The organism is Aeromonas sp. S18(2024) (assembly GCF_041402525.1).
Taxonomy (GTDB): Bacteria; Pseudomonadota; Gammaproteobacteria; order Enterobacterales; family Aeromonadaceae; genus Aeromonas; species Aeromonas enteropelogenes.
Map to the genome: position 1 here is coordinate 1 of NZ_JBGLQV010000009.1, position 21,851 is coordinate 21,851.

The window sequence follows — 21,851 nt, forward strand, 5'->3', positions numbered from 1 at the left end:
GCCATAGCGCCGTGGAACCACCTGAACCCATGCCGAACTCAGAAGTGAAACGCGGTAGCGCCGATGGTAGTGTGGCATTCGCCATGCGAGAGTAGGACACTGCCAGGCACCCAATTTTAGATTACGCGGTGAGCGTGGTCTTTACCGGTTAGTGTGCTGATATGGCTCAGTCGGTAGAGCGCATCCTTGGTAAGGATGAGGTCCCCAGTTCGATTCTGGGTATCAGCACCATTTTCAAGTTAGTTTTAAAAGCTTTTGCCTGACGGCAATAGCGCCGTGGAACCACCTGATCCCATGCCGAACTCAGAAGTGAAACGCGGTAGCGCCGATGGTAGTGTGGCATTCGCCATGCGAGAGTAGGACACTGTCAGGCACCTATTCAGAAGAGGCCTCCCATTCGGGAGGCCTTTTTGCATTTCCGGTTCGCAAAAATCACAATCCGCCACCAACATTTTAGTAAAAATGCTGGGCTATCAAAGAATTGCTCGTTACTCTTTAGCCGTTGTCGATTAACAGTTGATGCTGCCAGAGAGGTATTGATGGCCACGTTGAAGGAAATTGCACAGGAGGCGGGAGTCTCTCTCGCTACGGTATCCCGGGTATTGAACGAGGATCCCAGCCTGAGCGTCAAGGAAGAGACCAAGCAGCGGATCTTCGAGATTGCCGAGCGGCTGGAGTACAAGACCAGCAGCGCCCGCAAGGGCGTCCACAAGAGCAAGCTGCACTTCCTGGTGGTCTATGCCTATCCCCAGAGTACAGAAGTCAACGACCCCTATTATCTGGCCATACGCTACGGCATCGAGACCCAGAGTGCCCGCCTTAACATCGAGCTGACCCATCTCTACAACTGTGCTGCAGGACGCGATCTGACCGCTGTAGATGGCATCCTTGTAGTGGGAAGTCTCACTCCCGAGCGCCTGGCTCAGTTGCAGCAGTGCTCAAGCCAACTGGTCTTCATCGATTGTCGCTCCCAAGGGGAGTTTGACTCGGTCGACGTGGATCTGGCCCTGATCAGCCAGCAGGTCGTTGACTACTTCATCGCGCAGGGGCACAAGCGCATCGGCTATATCGGGGGCCAGGACGATAGCCCGGATCTGCGCGAGCTCGCCTTTCTCGATTACGGTCAGCGGTTGGGGGTCGTGCAAGAGGGCGATCTCCATCGTGGGGATTTCTCCAGTGCCTCCGGCTATCGGCTGGCGAAGGAGATGCTGGCCGGGGATTGGCCCAAAGCGCTGTTCGTGGCCTCCGACTCCATTGCCATCGGCGTGTTGCGGGCCATTCACGAGAAGGGGTTGGCCATTCCCCAGCAGATCGAGCTTATCAGCGTCAACGATATCCCGACCGCCAAGTTCACCTTCCCACCCCTCTCCACGGTGCGCATTCACTCCGAGCTGATGGGGTCCCAGGGGGTCAACCTGCTGGTTGAGCGGCTGCGTGACGAGCGGGATATTCCATTGCGGGTGTTGGTGCCGAGCCGGTTGACCCTGCGTGGTACAACACGCTAATTTTAGTAAAATATATTTTTGTTTTAGTCGCGTCATACCCTTATGGCGCGACAACATCGATCCCTTCAGATCTTTCTCCATTTAAGGATGATTCATATCTCTGTTTTATAGAGATATAGTTCATTCCCTTGATTTTCATATCAACATCCATGCCATTCGGATGGACTAGTTCATCCTTTCTCCGCCACATCTGATCTCGCTCACAAAACAGACTCTTCTGTGTGATCGGGTTAAAACTTTACCGATCTCAAACTGATATTTAGTAAATGTTTATCTAAAGTTTACCCAGTCTATGTTGTCTTGTTCCGGGAGGACATGTGAATAACTGGGAAAACGTCCACTTCGTTGGTGAAAACAGGCTGGCCCCGCGCGCCTACTTCTTCTCTTATGCCGACCACGCGCTGGCGGCCACCATGCAGCGCGAGCTGAGCCGCCGTTTCCTCTCCTTGAGCGGCCAGTGGCAGTTCCACTACTTCGACCACCCCCTGCAGGTGCCGGAGGCCTTCTATCACAGCCTCATGAGCGAGTGGGGCCAGATCACCGTGCCCAACATGTGGCAGATGGAAAGGCATGGCCAGCTGCAGTACACCGACGAAGGTTTTCCCTTCCCCATCGACGTGCCCTTCGTGCCGACCAACAACCCCACCGGCGCCTATCAGCGCAGCTTCGTGCTGAGCCCGGCCTGGGACGGCGAGCAGGTGATCATCAAGTTTGACGGGGTGGAGACCTACTTTGAGGTCTATGTAAACGGCCACTACGTTGGCTTCAGCAAGGGGAGCCGCCTCACCGCCGAATTCGACATCAGCGCCTATGCCAAAACCGGCGAGAACCTGCTCTCGGTGCGGGTGATGCAGTGGGCCGACTCCACCTACATCGAAGATCAGGACATGTGGTGGATGGCGGGTATCTTCCGCGACGTCTACCTGGTGGGCAAACCGGCGGTCCATGTGCAGGACTTCTTCATCCAGACTGCGCTGGCTGACGACAACCAGAGCGCCACCCTGAGCTGTGATATCCAGCTCGAAAACCTGGGCGAGTCGGCCAAGGATCACCGTCTGGTCTGGTCACTGCTGGATCAGGGCAGCGAGATCGCCAGCGGCTCTCTCGACCATCTCGCCATCGACGGCAAGTGTGATTGCCGTTTCACGCTGGATATGGCCAACCCCCATCTGTGGAGCGCCGAAGATCCCTACCTCTATCAGCTGATGCTCTCCCTCTACAACGGTCAGGGGGAGCTGCTGGAGGTGATCCCGCAGCGGGTCGGGGTGCGTGAGATCAAGATCAAGGATGGCCTCTTCTACGTCAACGGTCGTTATCTCAAGCTGCACGGGGTGAACCGTCACGACAACGACCACCTCAAGAGCCGCGCGGTCGGCATGGACCGGGTGGAGCGCGATATCGTGCTGATGAAGCAGCACAACCTCAACTCGGTGCGCACCGCCCACTACCCGAACGATCCGCGCTTCTACGAGCTGTGCGACCAGTACGGTCTGTTCGTGATGGCGGAGACTGACGTGGAGACTCACGGCTTTGCCAACGTCGGCGATCTCAGCCGCATCACCGACGATCCTTTCTGGGAGCCTGTGTTCGTGGATCGCATCGAACGCCACGTTCACGCCCAGAAGAACCACCCCTCCATCATCATCTGGTCGCTCGGCAACGAGTCCGGCTACGGCTGCAACATCAGGGCCATGTACCAGCGCTGCAAGGCGATCGACCAGACCCGTTTGGTTCACTACGAAGAGGATCGCGACGCCGAGGTGGTGGATGTGGTAAGCACCATGTATTCGCGCGTCTCCCAGATGAACTGCTTCGGCGAGTTCCCTATGACCAAGCCGCGCATCCTCTGCGAATACGCCCACGCCATGGGCAACGGCCCGGGTGGCCTCAGCGAATATCAGCAGGTGTTCGACCGCCACCCCCATATTCAGGGCCATTACATCTGGGAGTGGTGCGATCACGGCATCCTGGATCAGGACGAGCAGGGGCGCCCCGTCTACAAGTACGGCGGAGACTACGGCGACTATCCCAACAACTACAACTTCTGCATGGATGGTCTCATCTACCCGGATCAGACCCCGGGGCCTGGCCTGCGCGAATACAAGCAGGTGCTCTGCCCGGTCAAGGTGCGAGCGCAGGATCTGGCGAGCGGCAAGCTTGAGCTGGAAAACCGCTACTGGTTCTCCAATCTGGACGACATCCGCCTGCTGGTCGAGGTGAAGGCGGAAGGCGAACTGCTGGCGAGCCAGCAGCTGCGGGTGGAAGGTATTGCCCCCGGCGCCACCACAGAGTTGCAACTGGCGCTGCCGACCCTCGATGGGCGGGAAACCTTCGTCCAACTGCGAGTCATCAAGGCCACCGCCACTCACTACAGTGCGGCGGAGCACGAGCTGGGCCAGTACCAGTTCCAGCTCAAAGAGTCGACTCGCCAACTGCAGCCTTTTGCCAACCCTAACGCCACACCGTTGCAGATCGCCGACGAGCGGCTCGCGCTGACCTTGAACGGTAGCGGCTTTGCCCTGCGCTTCTCGCGCCTCGACGGCAAGCTGGTGAGCTGGCAGCAGGATGGCATCGAGCTCATCGAGCGGGCGCCGCGCCTCACCTTCTTCAAACCGATGATCGACAACCACAAGCAGGAGTACGAGAGCCTGTGGCACCCGAACCACCTGCAGATCATGCAGGAGCACTTCCGTGGCTTGAGTTGGCGCCAGCTCGGTGACGCGGTCGAGGTGACGGTGGAGAGCCTGATCGCGCCGCCGGTGTTCGACTTCGGCATGCGTTGCCGCTACGTCTACACCCTGAGCCCGAACGGCCAGCTGCACGTGGCCCTTTCCGGCCAGCCCTACGGCGGTTATGACGACATTATTCCCAAGATCGGTTTCGAGCTGGGTATTCGTCAGGATCTCGACCGGGTGCACTACTACGGCATGGGCCCGGGCGAGAACTATCTGGACAGCCGCCAGAGCAACTGGATCGACTGCTTCCAGAGCACGGTGGGCGAGATGTGGGAGCACTACCCCTTCCCGCAGGACAACGGCAACCGTCAGCAGGTGCGCTGGGCAACCCTGACCAACCGTCACGGTGCCGGTCTCTACGTGCGGCCCGATGCCCCCATCAACCTGAGCGTCTGGCCCTACAGCTGGGAGCATATCCACGCGGCGCAGCACATCAATGAGCTGGAACCGAGTGGCTATCTCACCCTCAATCTGGATCACAAGGTACTTGGGCTCGGCTCCAACTCCTGGGGCTCCGAGGTGCTGGACTCCTGGCGGGTACGCTTCGAGCCGTTCAGCTTCGGCCTGACCCTGCTGCCCATCGCCCGTGGCAACCTCAATCCGGCTGCGCTGGCCGGGCTCGATCTCACCATCAACGGCGGGAGGAACCTCGCATGATCACCCTGGACAACCTGACCCTGTTCAAAAACATCTACCGGGAGGGCAAGAAGTGGGGCCGCTGCGTGGAGGCCATCAACAACGTTGGCAACCTCAAGCCGGGGATCTGCCACTCCATCGGTGACTCCCTCACCTACCGCTTGCAGGAGGGGGCCAGCCCGGCCACCTCATTGTTCGAGGGGCAACGTCGTTACTTCGACGTCCACTACTACCTGGAAGGGGAAGAGACGGTGGAGTGGGCTGCCAAGAATGAGCTGCGGGTCGAACAGGCTTACGACGACACCACAGACCGCGAGTGGCTGGCCGGCGAGGTGCGCGAGCGCCAGAAGGTGGGCAACGGCCAGGTGGTGATCTTCGAGAACGATGAGGCCTACCGCTTCGCAGGCGACGGCCCGGTGCGCAAGGTGATCATCAAGGTCACCGTCGAAGGCGGCTACTTCAAAAACAAATAACAAGCCGCTGATTTTGTACTGATAAAAAGCCGGAAGGCGCGGGGCTCACCCTACAGCTCAGGCCCCGCCCTTTCGCAGACAACTACTACAGGTCTGGAGATGCACCATGTCTGATTCCAAACGGAATACGATAGGCAAGTTCGGTTTGCTGTCGCTCACCTTTGCGGCGGTATTCAGTTTCAACAACGTCATCAACAACAACATCGAGATCGGTCTGGCGTCAGCCCCGATGTTCTTTCTGGCCACCATTTTTTACTTCATTCCGTTTTGCCTGATCATTGCGGAATTTGTGTCACTGAATAAGAACTCCGAAGCGGGGGTTTATGCCTGGGTGAAGAGTTCCCTCGGCGGTCGCTGGGCCTTCATCTCCGCCTACACCTACTGGTTCGTGAACCTCTTCTTCTTCACATCCTTGCTGCCGCGGGTCATCGCCTACGCCTCTTACGCCTTCCTGGGTTACGAGTACATCCTCACTCCGCTGGCCACCACGGGCCTGAGCATGATCCTGTTCGCCTTTGCCACCTATGTCTCTACCAACGGCGCCAAGATGCTGGGCCCCATCACCTCGGTGACCTCGTCCCTGATGCTGCTGCTGACACTCTCCTACATTCTGCTGGCGGGCGCGGCCCTGATCGGCGGCGTGCAGCCGGCCGACCCCATCACGGTGGAAGCCATGGTTCCCGATTTCAGCTGGGCCTTCCTGGGTATTACTACCTGGATCTTTATGGCGGCCGGTGGCGCCGAGTCGGTGGCGGTCTACGTCAACGACGTCAAGGGCGGCTCCAAATCCTTTGTGAAGGTGATCATCGTCGCCGGCATCTTCATCGGCGTGCTCTACTCCATCGCCTCCCTGCTGATCAACGTGTTTGTCCCGAGCGATACCCTGAAATACACCGGCGGCTCGGTGCAGGTGTTCGAGGGGCTGGCCTCCTACTTCGGTCTGCCTGAAATCCTGGTGAACCGCTTCGTGGGTCTGGTCTCCTTCACCGCCATGTTCGGCTCCCTGCTGATGTGGACTGCCACTCCGGTGAAGATCTTCTTCTCCGAGATCCCGGCCGGCATCTTCGGCAAGAAGACGGTCGAGCTGAACGAGAACGGCGTGCCGGCTCGTGCGGCCTGGATCCAGTACCTCATCGTACTGCCGCTGATGGTGATCCCGACTCTGGGCTCCAACACCGCGCAAGATCTGATGAATACCGTGATCAACATGACCGCCGCCGCTTCCATGCTGCCGCCCCTGTTCATCATGCTGGCCTACCTGAATCTGCGCCTCAAGCTGGATCACCTGCCGCGGGACTTCAAGATGGGCTCGCGCACCACCGGCATCGCCGTGGTCTCCGTGCTGATCGCCATCTTCTCGGTGGGCTTCCTGGCCTCCACTTTCCCGACCGGCGCCGACATCATGACCATCATCTTCTACAACGTCGGCGGGATTGTGATTTTCCTCGGCTTTGCCTGGTGGAAATACAACAAATACGAAGCCTCCCTGAGCGATGAAGCGCGCGCCAAAGAGGCCCAGCCGACCGCGCAGGTGTCGCTCCAGGCGTCATGAGCCGCGTCCCTGAACAGACAGGCCCGAGGGGCCAACACAAGCAAAGCGGGTGGCCGATGGCCACCCGTACCCCGTTAAACCCAACAAGAAAAGGAGGAACACAATGAGCGAGGTGATCGAGTTTGCCGAATTCAAGCGAGTCGAGATGAAGGTGGGCAAGGTGCTGGAGGTGGTGCGCCACCCAGGCGCCGACAAACTCTATATCGTCCAGATCGATGTCGGTGGCGAGCGCCCCCTGCAGACCGTCACCAGCCTGGTGCCCTACTACAGCGAAGCTGAGCTGCTGGGCAGCCAGGTGGTGGTGCTGACCAACCTCAAGCCCACCAAGATGCGCGGAGAGCGCTCCGAATGCATGTTGCTCTGCGCCGAGACGCCGGACGAGAGCCAGAGCGTGCTGCTGCAGCCCCGGGTGCCGATGGCGCCGGGTACCCCGATTGTGTGAGTGATTGACGGCGCCGGCGCGACCACTGCGCGCCGGCTTGCCGCAAGGCAGCCACAGACGGCCAGTTTGACCATAACAAGAGAGTAAAGGGCGGGGCCGACAGACCCTTGCCGAACACATTCAGAGTCATCAGCGCCTCACAGAGGAGGCGCGATTCCATTGGAGGACATCATGTCTGAATCCGTACGCGGTACCATAGGCAAGTTTGCCCTGTTGTCGATGACCTTTGCCGCCGTGTTCAACGTGCGCAACATCGTCAACAACAACATCGAGTTGGGGTTGAGCTCCGCCCCCATCTTCCTGCTGGCGACCATCGTCTACTTCATCCCGTTTGTTTTCATCATCGCCGAGTTCGTCTCGGCCAACAAAAACTCCGAGTCGGGGATGTATGACTGGTTGAAAAAGCCGCTCGGTACCCGGATGGCCTATCTGGGCTCGTTTCTCTACTGGTTCGTGAACCTGTTCTGGTTCGTCTCCTTGCTGCCCAACGTCATCGCCTACGCCTCCTACGCCATGCTGGGGTACGAGTACAGCTTCTCCCCCATGGTCACCTCAGTCATCTCCATCGTACTGTTTGCGGCGGCGACCCACATCTCCACCAAGGGGGCGAGCTGGCTCGGTAAGATTGCCGAGATAGTGGCCTACGGCGTGTTTGCCCTGTTCGCTATCTATGTGCTGGGGGCCCTGATGGCGCTCGGCGGTGACCATGTGCCGGCCCAGCCCATCACCCTGGAGGCCATGACCCCCACCGTCAACTGGGCAACCCTCGGTATCATGTGCTGGATCTTCCAGGCGGCCGGTGGCGCCGAGACGGCGGCGGCCTATCTCAATGACGTGAAGGGCGGCCAGAAGTCCTTCATCAAGGTGATCATCAGCGCAGGTATCGTGATCGGTGCCATGTATGCCCTCGGTTCCCTTTTGGTGAACGTGTTCGTGCCGCGCGAGAGCCTCACCTATGCCGGCGGCATGGTGGAGATCTTCACCGGCATGGCCCAGTACTTCCAGATCTCCGAGACCCTGGTGGGCCGCTTCGTCGGTGTCGTGCTGTTCATCGCCATGTTCGGTTCCATGATGATGTGGACCTCGGCCCCGGTGAAGATCCACTTCTCCGAGATCCCCAAGGGGGTCTATGGCGAGAAGACCACCGAGCTCAACCAGCACGGGGTGCCGGTGCGCGCCGCTTGGTGGCAGTTCGTCTTCGTGTTCGCGATGCTGGTGGTCAACGGCTTCGGCTCCGAATCGGTGCAGCAGATGATGAACACCGCCATCAATCTCACCGCCGGTACCGCCATGCTGCCGCCGATTTTCATCATGGTGGCCTACTTCGTGTTCCGCTGGAAACATGACGACACTCCCCGCGAGTTCCGCATGGGATCGCGCAAGTTCGGCATGGCGGTGGTGTCGGTGCTGATCGCCATCTTCGTGGTGAGCATGAGTGCCTCCGCCTTCCCGACCGGGGTGGATCTGGTGCGCGCCTTCTTCATCAACGTCTTCATGACGGCTGTCTTCTCGGCGCTGGCCTATTGGTGGATCTCCCGCTTCGAGAAGCGCCAGGCGAGCAAACTGGCGGCCGGCAAGTCCGCTGACGGCGTCAATCTGGCCCGCCAACCTTGAACCATGCCCGTGCGAGGGGATAACCCCTGACAAGGCCGGTCACGGTGCGGCTTTGCGCCGGCAAGTGATCGGGGTAAGCTGGGGACTCGTTGCAGCAGGAGGTGTCAAACACCTCCTGCTGTGTTTTTTGCCACCCTGGCGCCCGCTCACCCTATGGTGACGGTTTGCCTCTTTGCCGGAGACGGTTCGTGCGTCTGGATCCCTTTACCTCTGTGCTGATCCTGGTGGTCGCCCTGGCCTCCTTCTTCCCCTGCGAGGGGCAGGTGGCCGTCTGGTTTGGTTGGCTGACCAAGCTGGCGGTGGCGCTGCTCTTTTTCATGCATGGCGCCAAGCTGTCGCGCCAGAATCTGCTGGCGGGGCTGGGTCACTGGCGGCTGCACCTGGTGGTGATGCTCAGCACCTTCCTGCTGTTCCCGCTGCTGGGACTGCTGCTCACGCCGCTGGTGCCCCACTGGCTGAGCCCGGCCATCTACCTCGGCTTCCTTTACCTTTGCGCCCTGCCCGCCACCGTGCAATCGGCCATCGCCTTCACCTCCATGGCCGGCGGCAATGTGGCGGCGGCGGTGTGCAGCGCCTCGGCCTCCAGCATCCTCGGCATCTTCCTCTCCCCCGTGCTGGTGGGGCTGATGATCCAGGTTCAGGGGGAGGGGATCGACACCTGGCACTCGATCCAGGCCATCATGGTGCAGCTGATGCTGCCGTTCGTGGTGGGCCACCTGTCGCGCCCGCTCATCGGTCGCTGGGTCGACAGCCACCGGCCGCTCATCGGCAAGCTGGACCAGAGCTCCATCCTGCTGGTGGTTTATGTGGCCTTCAGCGAGGCGGTGGTGCAGGGGATATGGCATCAAGTAGGTTGGTACGATCTGGCCAGTATCGTGCTGCTGAGCTGTGTGCTGCTGGCGTTGGTGCTGGGCTGGAACGTCTGGATCAGCCGCCGCCTCGGTTTCAACAAGGCGGACGAGATTACCATTGTCTTCTGCGGTTCCAAGAAGAGCCTGGCTAATGGGGTGCCCATGGCCAACGTCATGTTCCCGGCTGCCAGCGTCGGGATCATGGTGCTGCCGCTGATGATCTTCCACCAGATCCAGCTGATGGTCTGTGCCGTGCTGGCCCGTCGCTACCACGAGCAGGGCGCCGAGTCCCGGGTCTCACATCAGGCGGGATAAGCCATTCTGGCAGTGCAAAAGAGAGGGAGGCCAGTTGGCCTCCCTTTTCGTTTGTCGCCGCGTCAGCGTTTGCGCCAGACGGTGAGCTGGGCCACCGTGTGCTGGTGCTTGCGGGCGGTCTCGCGGATGACGAAGGGCACCTCCTGCGGCGGAATATGCTCCTCGAACTCCACCGTCAACAGGCGCTGCAGCGCCTGATAAGTGGTGAGCGCCTCGCCGTTTTCGCGGATGCCGCCGAGCCAGTTGGCCTTGGGGGTGTACTCCGTCAACCAGGTGTAGGGGCTGGTGAGCACCAGCAGGCCGCCACTGCGCAGCCTGGGAGCAATATCCCGCAGGAAACGGGCGGGTTCCCGCAGCCGGTCGATCAGGTTGGAGGCGAGCACCAGATCGTAGTGGTCATATTTGGGCTTGAGGTTGCAGGCATCCCCCTGGCTGAAGTGGATGCGTTCCACCTGCTCGCGGCCCAGATCGTGGCTGGAGAGCCGCGCCTCGCAATACTCCACCAGATCCCCCTCCAGCGGCATGGCGTAGCGGAAGCTGTCCTGGCTGGCGAGCGCCAGTGCCACGTCGATGAAGCGGGCCGAGTAGTCCACCCCGTCTACATGCTGGAAGTGGCGGGCCAGCTCGAAGCTGGCGCGGCCGGTGGCGCAGCCGATATCGAGCGCCCGTTGGTGGTTGCTGCATAGGTCACTGGCCAGATCGGCCAGAGTCTTGGCGTAGTTGGCTACTCCGAAACGGGTCGGCCCGTACTGGAAGTCGAGGTATTGCGCGACGAGGGTGTCTGTTTCGTAAGGGTTCACGATGACGGGTTCCTGATAACGGGAGGCCAGATAGCGGAAGCCCGCATGCTGGAAGAAGTGGCGACGAAAGGCGTAGCGGGATGACTTGAGTGCCTCGTTGCCGGTGCTGATCCAGCTGCCGCCCTTGATCAGGGTGTGCTTGCCATCGAAGGTGGGGGTGGAGAAGTCGTCGTAGAGGGGGTGCACCTTGAACCCCTCGAAGCCGTCGATGGCGGTGCCGGTCCACTGCCAGACGTTGCCCACCAGATCGAAAAAGTTGCCCTGCGGGCAGGCATCCACCGGACAGGAGGAAGCGAAGCGGGCGAGATTGATATTGCCGGGGGCCTCCACCCAGTCCGGCTGATCCTCAGGTACCCGCTCGCGCAGCAGCATCCACTCCGCCTCGCTCGGTAGCTGGATGGGCAGCCCGGTCTGAGCCGCTTTCCAGCGGCAGAAGGCGGCGGCCTCCAGCTGGTTGACCTCCACCGGCCAGTCCCACGGCATGGCGACCAGCTCGGTCATCAACCGCAGTTGCAGTTGGCCGGGGTTGGCCGGGTTGCCGACCCAGAAGGTGGGCATGCGGGCCCTGGCATACTGGCACCAGCCCCAACCCTCCTCATCCCACCAGGTTTGCGTGTCATAACCCCCCGCCTGCACGAAGTCGAAATATTCTGCGTTGCTCACCAGCATGCGGCTGGCCTGGAAGGGGGCCAGCTCGATGTGGCGCTCGCCATATTCGTTGTCCCAGCCGTAGGTGGCATCTTGCTTGCCGAGTTTCACCTGACCGCCGGCCACCGACAGCAGGGTGTTGGCGGGCACCTCGTTACGCCGATGGCGCGCCTCGGCGCAGACCGGCCACTGGGGCTGGCTGCGCACCCAGGCTAGCGGCAGCTGGCGGATCAGCACGCTGGAGGTCTCGAGGTGGATGCGCTCGTGTTCTATCCCCATCAGGATGACCCAGGCCGGGCTCTGCCAGTCGATGGGCAGTTCGAGCGGCATCTTCTCGATAAAGTCGACCACCAGGGCCCGCACGCGGGCGCGATAGGTGCGCAGCTCGCTGATGGCGGGCCAGTCGTAGTGGGTCTCGTCGAGATCGTCCCAGCTCATCTCGTCCACCCCGATGGCGACCATGGCCTCGATGCGGGCGTCGAGCCTGCTCTCGATGAGACGGGCCGCCAGCAGCTTGTTGATGAAGAAGGCGGCGGTGTGGCCGTAGTAGAAGATGAGCGGGTGGCGCAGAGGGATCGCCTTGTTGAACCAGGCGCGCTCGTCGGCTAGGCAGTCGAACAGGGAGTCGTAGAGATCGAAGGTCTGGCAGAAGTAGGCGAGCAGCTCGCGGCGCTTGTGCTCGGGATCGCTGCCGGTCAGCAGCGGAGTACGGGTTGGCGCGGGCAGATCGACATCGGTGGAAAACAGGGGGCTGGCTTGGGTCACGCTTTGACTCCTTGTTGGCAGTGAAGACTGACAAGGCGGTGGTAAATCCATTACCGCGCTGGCGAGCTCTGTGGGCACAAAGTATCACTATTGGCTCAACAGACCGGCGCGGCAACCAAAAACTTGCACGGGTCGTCAGCCTCGTGGGTTCCGGCGCCGTGAGTCGGCAGGGCAGTTGCCCGGTGTGATGACAGATGACAAAAGGCCCCTGCGGGGCCTTTTGTCATGTCGGGTTGCCGGGGTCTGCAGCCTCAAGCGAGCGGGATTGCGAGACGCAGATCCGCATTCAGGCGCATCAGCAGCCACTGCATGCCGGCGAGATGCTGGTGGTCATGGCTGACGAGCAGGCGAACCAGGCCATCCAGGGTTACCTCGCCATAGCCGCCATACCGGGCGCGCCGCTGCCAGGCCGGGGAGGGCAGGGCCTTAAGCCAGTCGACCGTCTCGCTGCGGGCGGTGCGAAAGCGTGCCAGTTGCACGGCGGGATCCTGCTGCCGGTACTGGTTGTCTTGTGCCAGTTGATAGCCATCCAGTGAAGCCAGCTCGGGCAGGCTCTCCTCCAAAGTGCGGCGAAAGCGTATCTGATAGCCCAGGGTTTCGATGTCCAGCAGGTGGCAGAGGTGGCCCCGGGCGCTGAAGCGCTCGGAGGGGATGCCAGCCCAGTTGGCAGGCTCCCAGTCCAGATGGTCGGCTGGAACTTGTGCCAGCAGCTGCTCAAATTGATCCGGCATGGCCAGCAATGTGGTGAAGAGATGCATCCTTGTTTCTCGTTCCTTGTGTATCAGTGCCGCCGAATCACGGCGGGGCGAGTCGTCACTCCTGGGCCGGTTCACCCAGATGGCGGGCATGGAAGCGCAGGTGCGCCTCGATAAAGCTCGCCACGAAGTAGTAGCTGTGGTCGTAGCCGGGGTGGCGGTTCAGCTCCAGCGGCCACCCCTTGCCGGCGGCGGCATCGGCCAGGGCATCGATATGCAGCTGCTCGGCCAGGAAGGGATCGTCCAGTCCGACATCGACCCGGGTCGGCAGTGGCTTGACCGGCTCATTGCGCAGCAGCAGGCAGGTATCCCACTCCTGCCACAGCAGGGGGTTGTTGCCGAGGTAGGCGCCGAGCGCCTTCTGGCCCCAGGGGCAGCGGCTCGGATGGCTGATGGGGCTGAAGGCCGATACAGAGTGGTAGCGGCCAGGCTCGCGCAGGGCGGCGATGAGCGCCCCGTGGCCGCCCATGGAGTGGCCGCTGATGGCGCGCCGGGTCGAGACCGGGAAGTGGGTCTCGATGAGCTCGGGCAGCTCGCGGGTGACGTAGTCGTACATCTGGTAGTGATCGCGCCAGGGGGTCTGGCTGGCATTGACGTAGAAACCGGCACCCATGCCGAGGTCATAACCGGGATCGTCCGCTACCCCTTCGCCGCGGGGGCTGGTATCCGGGGCCACCAGGGCGATGCCGAGCTCGGCGGCGATGCGCTGAGCGCCCGCCTTCTGCATAAAGTTTTCATCGGTGCAGGTGAGGCCGGAGAGCCAGTAGAGCACGGGCACCTTCTGGCCGGTGAGGGCCTGGGGTGGCAGATAGATGGCAAACTGCATGTCGCAGCCGAGCACGGTGGAGCTGTGGCGGTAGCGCTTGTGCCAGCCATCGAAGCTCTTGTTGCTGCTGATAATGTCCAGATTCATCGAAGGACTCCTCGCCCCGCCCATGCATCGATGGGCGGGGCTCTCATGGGATCAGTAGTGGATGACGGTGCGGATGCTCTTGCCTTCGTGCATCAGATCGAACGCCTCGTTGATCTGCTCAAGCCCCATGGTGTGGGTGATGAAGTCGTCCAGCTTGAACTCACCCTGCATGTAGCGCTGCACGTAGCTCGGCAGTTCGCTGCGACCGCGCACGCCGCCGAAGGCGCTGCCGCGCCAGACCCGGCCGGTGACCAGCTGGAACGGACGGGTGCTGATCTCCTGGCCCGCACCGGCCACGCCGATGATGACGGATTCGCCCCAACCCTTGTGGCAGCACTCCAGCGCCGCGCGCATCACCTTGACGTTGCCGATGCACTCGAACGAGAAGTCGACGCCACCGTCGGTCATCTCGACGATCACTTCCTGAATCGGCTTGTCGAAGTCGTTCGGGTTGATGCAGTCGGTGGCCCCCAGCTTGCGGGCCAGCTCGAACTTGCTCTCGTTGATATCGATGGCGATGATGCGGCCGGCCTTGGCCAGGCGGGCGCCGATCACGGCGGAGAGGCCGATGCCGCCCAGCCCGAAGATGGCGACGCTCTCGCCTTCCTTGACCTTGGCGGTGTTCATCACGGCGCCGATGCCGGTGGTGACGCCGCAGCCGAGCAGGCAGACCTCTTCCAGCGGGGCGGCCGGGTCCACCTTGGCGATGGAGATCTCGGGCAGCACAGTGTATTCGCTGAAGGTGGAGGTGCCCATGTAGTGATAGATGGGCTGGCCATCCTTGGAGAAGCGGGTGGTGCCGTCCGGCATCAGCCCCTTGCCCTGGGTGGCGCGGATCTTCTGGCACAGGTTGGTTTTGCCGGATTTGCAGAACTTGCACTCGCCGCACTCGGGGGTGTAGAGCGGGATCACGTGATCCCCCACCTTGACGCTGGTGACGCCCTCACCGACCGACTCGACGATGCCGCCCCCCTCGTGACCTAGGATGCAGGGGAAGACCCCTTCCGGATCTTCACCTGAGAGGGTGAAGGCGTCGGTGTGGCAGACGCCGGTAGCTACAATGCGCACCCGTACCTCGCCAGCCTGGGGCGGCATGACCTCGACTTCTTCGATGGAGAGGGGCTGGCCCGGGCCCCAGGCGATGGCGGCCTTACACTTGATGCTTTGAACCTGTGCCATGAATGATGTCCTTATGGTTGAGCAGGGTGAACGGAATTGGGTTCGGACATCCAGTGTAGTTTTCCGCCGATTTGGTGATAATAAGGCGAAATATCAAATCACTTTTACACATAGGTAATAATGTTCGGCTGGGAAGGGATCTGTGAATTTGTCAGCGTGGCGGAGCAGGGGGGCTTTACCCCGGCCGCTCGCAAGCTAGGGGTGTCGGTGGCTCAGGTCAGCCGCCAGGTGGCGCAGCTGGAAGATAGGCTGCAGGCCAAGCTGCTGCTGCGCACCACCCGTCAGGTGCGACTCACCGAGCTCGGCGAGATCTACTACCGTCACTGTCGCCAGCTGCTCGACAACCTCTACGAGGCGGAGCTGGCGGTGGGGCGCCATCAGGCTGTGCCACAGGGTTCCCTGCGCATCACGGCCCCCGTCTCCTACGGCGAGAGCCGGGTCGCCCCCCTGGTGAACGACTTCATGGTGCGCTACCCCCAGCTGGAGGTGACCCTCAACCTAACCAACCAGCTGCTGGACCTGGTGCACGAGGGTTACGATCTGGCACTGCGGCTCGGCCACCTCAAGGACTCCAGCCTGGTGGCGCGCAAGCTGGCGCAGCGGGTGCCCTATGTCTGTGCCTCGCCCGCCTACACCGCCCGCCACGGCATGCCCAACAGTCTCTCGGAGCTTGCCCGTCACACCTGTCTGGTGGGCAACAGCGACGAGTGGTACTTCACTCTGGATGGCCGTTCCCACAGTGTGCGGGTGCACGGCCTGCTGCAGTGCAACAGCGGCCACGCCCTGCTCGATGCGGCGCTCAAGGGGATCGGCATCATTCAGCTGCCGGACTACTACGTCAGTGACCATCTGACCTGCGGCGAGCTTATCGAGCTGCTGCCCGAGCTGCGGGCGCCGGCGGAGGGGATCTGGGCCCTCTATCCCCACAACCGCCACCTCTCGCCCAAGGTGCGGCTGCTGGTGGACTATCTGGCCGAGCGGCTCGGCGCCCCCCAGCAACCGGCCCTGACCCGGCCGATAGGCTAGGGGGAGGCCGCCAGGAGCTTGCTCTTGGGCCGCGCTGGCCGGACAAATAAAAAGCCCTTGAAATTCAAGGGCTCTTTCAATCGATTACTGCGGCGACAGGCTCGCCTTGCGAAGCATCACTCGATGTTCTGGATCTGCTCGCGCATCTGCTCGATGAGGACCTTCAGCTCGACGGCGGACTGGGTCACTTCGGCGTTGATGGACTTGGAGCCGAGGGTGTTCGATTCGCGGTTGAACTCCTGCATCATGAAGTCGAGACGACGGCCACAGGCGCCACCCTTCTTCATGATCTTGTTGGTCTCGCTGATGTGCATCTCCAGACGATCCAGCTCTTCGGCCACGTCGATCTTCTGGGCCAGCAGCACGATCTCCTGCTCGATGCGGGCCGGATCCAGCTCGACTTTGGCTTCGGCCAGCCGGTCGGTGAGCTTTTGGCGCTGCCACTCGATGATCTGCGGCAGGTGGGCGCGCACCTTGGTCACTTCCACCTGGATGCCGGCCAGACGCTGCTCGATCAGTGCCTTGAGGTTGGCCCCTTCACTGGCGCGGGAGGCGAGGAAGTCGTCCAGGGTCAGGTCGAAACCGCCCATCAGTTCGGTGGCGACCGCATCCATGTCCTGCTCGGCGGCGGCCATCACGCCCGGCCAGCGCAGCACGTCGACCGGGTTGAGCTGGCCCTGACCCGCTTCTTTCATGACCCAGCTGGCGCTGTCGATGATGAGTTTGGCCAGCTCTTCATTGATATGAAGCTGGCTGGCGGCGGCCTGAGCGGCCTCGAAACGCAGGTTGCACTCCACTTTGCCACGCTGCAGCTTGGCGCGGAAACGCTCACGCAGTACCGGCTCCAGGCTGCGCAGTTGTTCCGGCAGGCGAATGTAGGTTTCCAGATAGCGCTGGTTGACCGAACGAATTTCCCAAACGGCTGTGCCCCAGTCGCCCTTGAATTCCTTGCGGGCGTAGGCGGTCATGCTGTGAATCATTGATTGTTCCGGGCTTGATGAAGTGTGGGGGCAGTATACCCAGCCAGGCTGGTGCCGTCAGCCGCTGCCTTGGTTTTAGCGGCTGATATTTGGGGCAGGATCACTTATACTCCTGCGCCAATTCAGCCAGCCCAGAGGTCCGTCCCATGCCACGTCCCAGCGATCGCACCGCCGCGCAAGTTCGCCCGGTTACCATCACCCGTCATTTCACCAAGCATGCGGAAGGCTCGGTGCTGGTGGAGTTCGGTAATACCCGCGTGCTCTGCACCGCCAGCGTCGACACCAGCGTGCCGCGCTTCCTGAAGGGCAAGGGCCAGGGCTGGGTGACCGCCGAGTACGGTATGCTGCCGCGCTCCACCCACTCCCGGATGAACCGCGAAGCCGCCTCCGGCAAGCAGAGTGGCCGCACCCTGGAGATCTCCCGTCTGATCGCCCGCTCCCTGCGCGCCGCCGTGGATCTGACCGCGCTCGGCGAGCACACCATCACGGTGGACTGTGACGTGCTGCAGGCCGATGGCGGCACCCGCACTGCTGCCATTACCGGTGCCTGCGTGGCGCTGGTGGATGCCCTGAACTGGATGGTGGAGAAGGGGCTGATCAAGCAGAGCCCGCTCAAACAGATGATCGCCGCCGTCTCCGTCGGCATGTTCGAAGGGGAAGCCATCTGCGATCTGGAGTACATCGAAGATTCCGCCGCCGAGACCGACATGAACGTGGTAATGACCGAGGATGGTCGCATCATCGAGGTGCAGGGCACTGCGGAGGCCGAGCCATTCACCCATGAGGAGTTGCTGGCCATGCTGGCGCTCGCCAAGGGCGGCATCGAAGAGATTATCGCGCTGCAGAAGCAGTCGCTCTCCTGATTTTTGTTTTGAAAAACGCGGCATTGGCCGCGTTTTTTATACCCGAGACTTACCCCCACATACGCAAGCCAAGCAAGGAGCCAGAATGAAAGCCTACCAGCGTCAATTTATCGAGTTCGCCCTGGAGAAACAGGTCCTCAAATTCGGTGAATTTACCCTGAAATCCGGTCGCAAGAGCCCCTACTTCTTCAACGCAGGCCTGTTCAACAGTGGCCGCGATCTGGCCCGCCTCGGCCGCTTCTACGCCGCCGCCCTGATGGATGCGGGCATCGAGTTCGATGTGCTGTTTGGCCCGGCCTACAAGGGGATCCCCATCGCCTCCGCCACTGCGGTGCAGCTGGTGGAGCAGCACGACGTGGACGTGCCCTGGTGCTTCAACCGCAAGGAGGCCAAGGATCACGGCGAGGGCGGCAATCTGGTGGGCTGCCCGCTCAAGGGGCGCATCATGCTGGTGGATGACGTCATCACCGCCGGTACCGCCATTCGCGAATCCATGGACCTGATCCAGGCTAACGGTGCCTCCCTGGCTGGCGTGCTGATCGCGCTGGACCGTCAGGAGAAGGGCAAGGGCGAGCTCTCCGCCATTCAGGAGGTGGAGCGTGACTACGGTGCCCACATCATCGCCATCATCCAGATGAGCGATCTGATCGCTTATTTGGAAGAAAAGCTGGAAGAGAAGCAGGTAGAGCAGCCGGAGCTGGCTACGCAACTGACTGCCATGAAAGCCTATCGCGCCCAGTACGGCATCTGAGCTGCCGTTCATCCCGCGCAATAGCTGAATGTGGCGCCCGTTTGCTCCTGGGTAGCAAACGGGCGCCGTTTTTTCATCTGCAAAAAGTGGAGCATGTGACTTGAGTTTACCCTTACAGTAAAGGTTAGGGTTTGGTCATCGGCGCCATTTTGGCCGATTGGTTCCGGGGAGGAACAAGATGACCACTCATATTCAATTACCCATCCATCTGCAGCTGCCAATCACAGGCATGAGCTGTGCCAATTGTGCCAGCCGCATCTCCGCCGCCCTTAATCAGCTTGAAGGGGTGACGGCTTCCGTCAACTTTGCGCTGGAGCAGGCTGCCATCGAGCTGGACGAGCCGGGCCGGCTGCCTGCGGTACTGGAGAGCATCAAGGGGCAGGGTTACGACTACGGCAGTGAATCCTTCACCTTCCAGATCAGCGGCATGACCTGTGCCGGCTGTTCGGCCCGCCTCGAACGGATGCTGACGGCCCTGCCCGGCGTACTCTCGGCCGAGGTCAATTTCTCCATCGAACAGGCCCGCATCACCCTGGTGCCCGGGATGCAGACCCCCGCCGCATTGCGCGAGCAGATCGAAGCCCTCGGCTTTGGTGCCCAGCTGGCGCAGGGCTCCGCCAGTGGCCGCCGCCAGCAGTTGCTGGAGCGGGAAGCGCAGGAGGCCGCCAGTGCCCGTCAGGCGCAGACCCGGGTCATCGTCTCGGCGCTGCTGACCCTGCCGCTGTTGGTGGGTATGTTCTCAATGGCCGGTCTGCTGCCCTGGCATCTGCCCGCCTGGCTGGAGCTGGTGCTCGCCACCCCGGTGCAGTTCTGGGTAGGCAGACGCTTCTATCGTGGCGCCTGGCTCGCCATCAAGAACCGCTCCGCCAACATGGACGTGCTGGTGGCGACTGGTACCAGCGCGGCCTACTTCTACAGCCTCTATCTGCTGCTGACCCTGGGGATGACCGCCAGCGGCCAGCTCTATTTCGAGGCGAGCGCCATCATCATCACCCTGATCTCCCTCGGCAAGTTGCTGGAGGCCCGGGCCAGACGCAGTACCCAGTCCGCCATTCGCGAACTGATGGCGCTGCGGCCGGAAACCGCCACCGTCTGGCGTGGCGAGAGCTGGCAGAGCGTGGCCATCGACGAGGTGCTGCGCGGCGATCGGCTGCGGGTGCTGGTGGGTGAGCGGGTACCGGTGGACGGCAGGATCCTGAGCGGCGAGAGCGAGCTGGATGAGTCGATCCTCACTGGCGAGAGCCTGCCGGTGCCGCGGGGCTTGGGAGAGAGCGTGCTGGGTGGGGCCATCAACCGCTCAGGGGTGCTGGAGATCGAAGCCACGACCGTGGGGGAGGACTCCAGCCTCAGCAAGATTATCGCCCTGGTGGAAAACGCCCAGATGGGCAAGGCGCCGCTGCAACAACTGGTGGACAAGGTTTCCGCCGTGTTCGTGCCGGTAGTGATGGCCATCGCCCTGTTTACCCTGCTGGCCTGGTATGCCTACAGCGGTGACTTCGGTCAGGCGCTGCTGGCCGCGGTGGCCGTGTTGGTGATTGCCTGCCCCTGCGCCCTGGGCCTGGCCACGCCGGCGGCCATCGTGACCGGCACCGGGGTGGCAGCGCGCCACGGCATTCTGATAAAAGATGTGGACACCCTGCAAAAGGCACACGCCATCAAGGCGCTCATCTTCGACAAGACCGGCACTCTCACTCAGGGCCGACCTGTGCTGGCGAGCTGGAGTGGCAGCGACGAGCAACTGCGCCTGGCCGCCGCCCTGCAGCAGGCGAGCGAGCACCCGCTGGCGCAAGCCATGCGCGAGGCGGTCGGTCAGGACGCCGTGTTGCCCCAACCGGAAGCGGTGGAGGTGCGGGTTGGCGCTGGCATCATGGGTCAGGTGACGGGCCATACGGTCGCCATTGGCAACACCAGCCTGTTGACCCAGCTTGGCATTGCACAGCCGCAGCAGGATGAACAGCCCGCTGACGGGGCAACCCGGGTCTGGGTCGCCATCGATGGAGTGGCGGTGGGCATCGCCGCCCTGGCCGATACCCTGCGACCGGAGAGCCCGGCCGCCATCGCCACCTTGCGCCAGCGCGGCATCGCCAGCTGGCTGGTGAGCGGCGATGCGCCGGCGCCGGTGGCTCATATCGCAGCCAAGCTGGGGCTGGACGGGGCGTTCGACTCCGTGCTGCCGGCCGGCAAGGTGGATAAGGTAGAGGCGTTGCGGGCGCAAACCCGCGGGCTGGTGGCCATGGTGGGGGACGGGGTGAACGATGCCCCCGCACTGGCCGCCGCCGATGTGGGGATCGCCATGGGCTCCGGCTCCGACGTGGCGATGGAGACCGCCGCCATTACTCTCATGCGATCTGACCCGCGGCTGGTAGCCGATGCCATCGACATCTCGGCGGCCACCTGGCGCACCATACAGCAGAATCTGTTCTGGGCCTTCGTGTTCAACATCATCGGTATTCCGCTGGCGGCGCTGGGCTACCTCAGCCCCGAGCTGGCGGGGGCGGCCATGGCCCTGAGCAGCATCACGGTATTGAGCAATTCCCTGTTATTGAAACGCTGGCAGCCCAAGGCGGGCAACCATGCTGGCACTCGAACAGACATGTAAGGAGTCATCCATGAACATCAGCAAGGTAGCCAAAGCCACTGGGCTGACCGCCAAGACCATCCGTTACTACGAAAGCATCGGCCTGATTTCGGCGCCGATCCGCAGCGACAACGGCTATCGCAGCTATACCGAGGGATCGCTGCGGGAGCTGCGTTTCGTCAAGCGGGCACGGGAGACCGGGTTCAATCTGGAAGAGTGTCAGGAGCTGCTGGCGCTCTATCGGGATGAGCACAGATCCAGTGCCCAGGTGAAGAAGCTGGCCCAGGAGAAGATCGTCGATCTGCGTGCCCGCATTGCCGGTCTGCAGGCCATGCTCAGCTCCCTCGAGGGGCTGGTCGGTTGCTGTCACGGGGATGAAAATCCCGAATGCCCGATTCTTGACGAGCTGGAAAAAGGCTGAAATCCGGCCCGGCAGACGCCGGCGTCATGATGGAAAAAAGAGGGAGGCA

General features: G+C 62.0%; 17 protein-coding genes, 1 tRNA gene and 2 rRNA genes. 15 read left to right on the forward strand and 5 right to left on the reverse strand.

Going from position 1 to position 21,851, the window contains the following annotated elements; all coding sequences use genetic code 11:
- From rrf (ACB034_RS14980) to ACB034_RS15025, 10 genes are all read left to right on the forward strand, one after another.
- A 5S ribosomal RNA gene (gene rrf, locus ACB034_RS14980) occupies nucleotides 1-108 on the forward strand; the annotation flags it as partial.
- 47 nt (nucleotides 109-155) lie between these two features.
- Nucleotides 156-231: transfer RNA gene (locus ACB034_RS14985), tRNA-Thr, on the forward strand.
- Between the two features lie 27 nt (nucleotides 232-258).
- Nucleotides 259-373, forward strand: a 5S ribosomal RNA gene (gene rrf / locus ACB034_RS14990).
- 166 nt (nucleotides 374-539) lie between these two features.
- A complete protein-coding gene (gene ebgR, locus ACB034_RS14995) occupies nucleotides 540-1,505 on the forward strand; it encodes a transcriptional regulator EbgR (RefSeq protein WP_371173156.1) in 966 nt (321 codons plus the stop codon).
- A gap of 317 nt (nucleotides 1,506-1,822) precedes the next feature.
- Complete coding sequence (ebgA, locus tag ACB034_RS15000) at nucleotides 1,823-4,897, forward strand: beta-galactosidase subunit alpha (protein WP_371173157.1); 3,075 nt, start codon at nucleotides 1,823-1,825, stop codon at nucleotides 4,895-4,897.
- On the forward strand, nucleotides 4,894-5,349 hold the full coding sequence (locus tag ACB034_RS15005) for a beta-galactosidase subunit beta (RefSeq protein ID WP_026458447.1): 456 nt from the start codon (nucleotides 4,894-4,896) through the stop codon (nucleotides 5,347-5,349). The genes ebgA and ACB034_RS15005 overlap by 4 nt, the downstream gene beginning before the upstream one ends.
- A 106-nt stretch (nucleotides 5,350-5,455) precedes the next feature.
- A complete protein-coding gene (locus tag ACB034_RS15010) occupies nucleotides 5,456-6,901 on the forward strand; it encodes an amino acid permease (protein WP_371173158.1) in 1,446 nt (481 codons plus the stop codon).
- A 103-nt stretch (nucleotides 6,902-7,004) separates the two neighbouring features.
- Nucleotides 7,005-7,343, forward strand: coding sequence for a tRNA-binding protein (locus ACB034_RS15015; protein WP_042072611.1), 339 nt, complete (start codon nucleotides 7,005-7,007; stop codon nucleotides 7,341-7,343).
- A gap of 171 nt (nucleotides 7,344-7,514) precedes the next feature.
- The gene (locus ACB034_RS15020) at nucleotides 7,515-8,957 is read left to right on the forward strand and encodes an amino acid permease (protein ID WP_371173159.1); all 1,443 of its coding nucleotides are present in this window, start codon (nucleotides 7,515-7,517) and stop codon (nucleotides 8,955-8,957) included.
- 188 nt (nucleotides 8,958-9,145) lie between these two features.
- On the forward strand, nucleotides 9,146-10,123 hold the full coding sequence (locus tag ACB034_RS15025) for a bile acid:sodium symporter family protein (protein WP_268856077.1): 978 nt from the start codon (nucleotides 9,146-9,148) through the stop codon (nucleotides 10,121-10,123).
- A 62-nt stretch (nucleotides 10,124-10,185) separates the two neighbouring features.
- Here the strand turns inward: ACB034_RS15025 and ovoA are convergent, their stop codons facing one another.
- From ovoA to ACB034_RS15045, 4 genes are all read right to left on the reverse strand, one after another.
- A complete protein-coding gene (gene ovoA, locus ACB034_RS15030; RefSeq protein WP_371173160.1) occupies nucleotides 10,186-12,336 on the reverse strand; it encodes a 5-histidylcysteine sulfoxide synthase in 2,151 nt (716 codons plus the stop codon).
- 251 nt (nucleotides 12,337-12,587) lie between these two features.
- On the reverse strand, nucleotides 12,588-13,094 hold the full coding sequence (locus ACB034_RS15035; protein WP_371173161.1) for a DinB family protein: 507 nt from the start codon (nucleotides 13,092-13,094) through the stop codon (nucleotides 12,588-12,590).
- 55 nt (nucleotides 13,095-13,149) lie between these two features.
- Nucleotides 13,150-14,004, reverse strand: a complete 855-nt coding sequence (fghA, locus tag ACB034_RS15040) for an S-formylglutathione hydrolase (protein WP_371173162.1) — start codon at nucleotides 14,002-14,004, stop codon at nucleotides 13,150-13,152.
- Between the two features lie 51 nt (nucleotides 14,005-14,055).
- Nucleotides 14,056-15,183 carry an S-(hydroxymethyl)glutathione dehydrogenase/class III alcohol dehydrogenase gene (locus tag ACB034_RS15045; RefSeq protein ID WP_216993280.1) on the reverse strand — a complete coding sequence of 376 codons (1,128 nt, stop codon included), beginning with the start codon at nucleotides 15,181-15,183 and terminating at the stop codon, nucleotides 14,056-14,058.
- A gap of 120 nt (nucleotides 15,184-15,303) precedes the next feature.
- Between ACB034_RS15045 and ACB034_RS15050 the strand changes: the two genes are divergently transcribed.
- The gene (locus tag ACB034_RS15050; protein WP_371173163.1) at nucleotides 15,304-16,209 is read left to right on the forward strand and encodes a LysR substrate-binding domain-containing protein; all 906 of its coding nucleotides are present in this window, start codon (nucleotides 15,304-15,306) and stop codon (nucleotides 16,207-16,209) included.
- 116 nt (nucleotides 16,210-16,325) lie between these two features.
- Here ACB034_RS15050 and ACB034_RS15055 read toward each other — a convergent pair whose 3' ends face one another.
- On the reverse strand, nucleotides 16,326-17,189 hold the full coding sequence (locus ACB034_RS15055; protein ID WP_026457168.1) for a YicC/YloC family endoribonuclease: 864 nt from the start codon (nucleotides 17,187-17,189) through the stop codon (nucleotides 16,326-16,328).
- A 146-nt stretch (nucleotides 17,190-17,335) separates the two neighbouring features.
- Between ACB034_RS15055 and rph the strand changes: the two genes are divergently transcribed.
- The 4 genes from rph to cueR all read left to right on the forward strand — a co-directional run bounded on the left by rph (nucleotide 17,336) and on the right by cueR (nucleotide 21,802).
- Nucleotides 17,336-18,052 carry a ribonuclease PH gene (gene rph, locus ACB034_RS15060; RefSeq protein WP_223379667.1) on the forward strand — a complete coding sequence of 239 codons (717 nt, stop codon included), beginning with the start codon at nucleotides 17,336-17,338 and terminating at the stop codon, nucleotides 18,050-18,052.
- Nucleotides 18,053-18,137: 85 nt separating this feature from the next.
- A complete protein-coding gene (pyrE, locus tag ACB034_RS15065) occupies nucleotides 18,138-18,803 on the forward strand; it encodes an orotate phosphoribosyltransferase (RefSeq protein WP_371173164.1) in 666 nt (221 codons plus the stop codon).
- A 178-nt stretch (nucleotides 18,804-18,981) separates the two neighbouring features.
- Nucleotides 18,982-21,402: a heavy metal translocating P-type ATPase gene (locus ACB034_RS15070; RefSeq protein ID WP_371173166.1), complete on the forward strand. Its 2,421-nt coding sequence runs from the start codon at nucleotides 18,982-18,984 to the stop codon at nucleotides 21,400-21,402.
- Nucleotides 21,403-21,412: 10 nt separating this feature from the next.
- Entirely contained in the window at nucleotides 21,413-21,802 is a 390-nt protein-coding gene (cueR, locus tag ACB034_RS15075; RefSeq protein ID WP_026457258.1) for a Cu(I)-responsive transcriptional regulator, read from the forward strand.
- Nucleotides 21,803-21,851 lie beyond the last annotated feature (49 nt).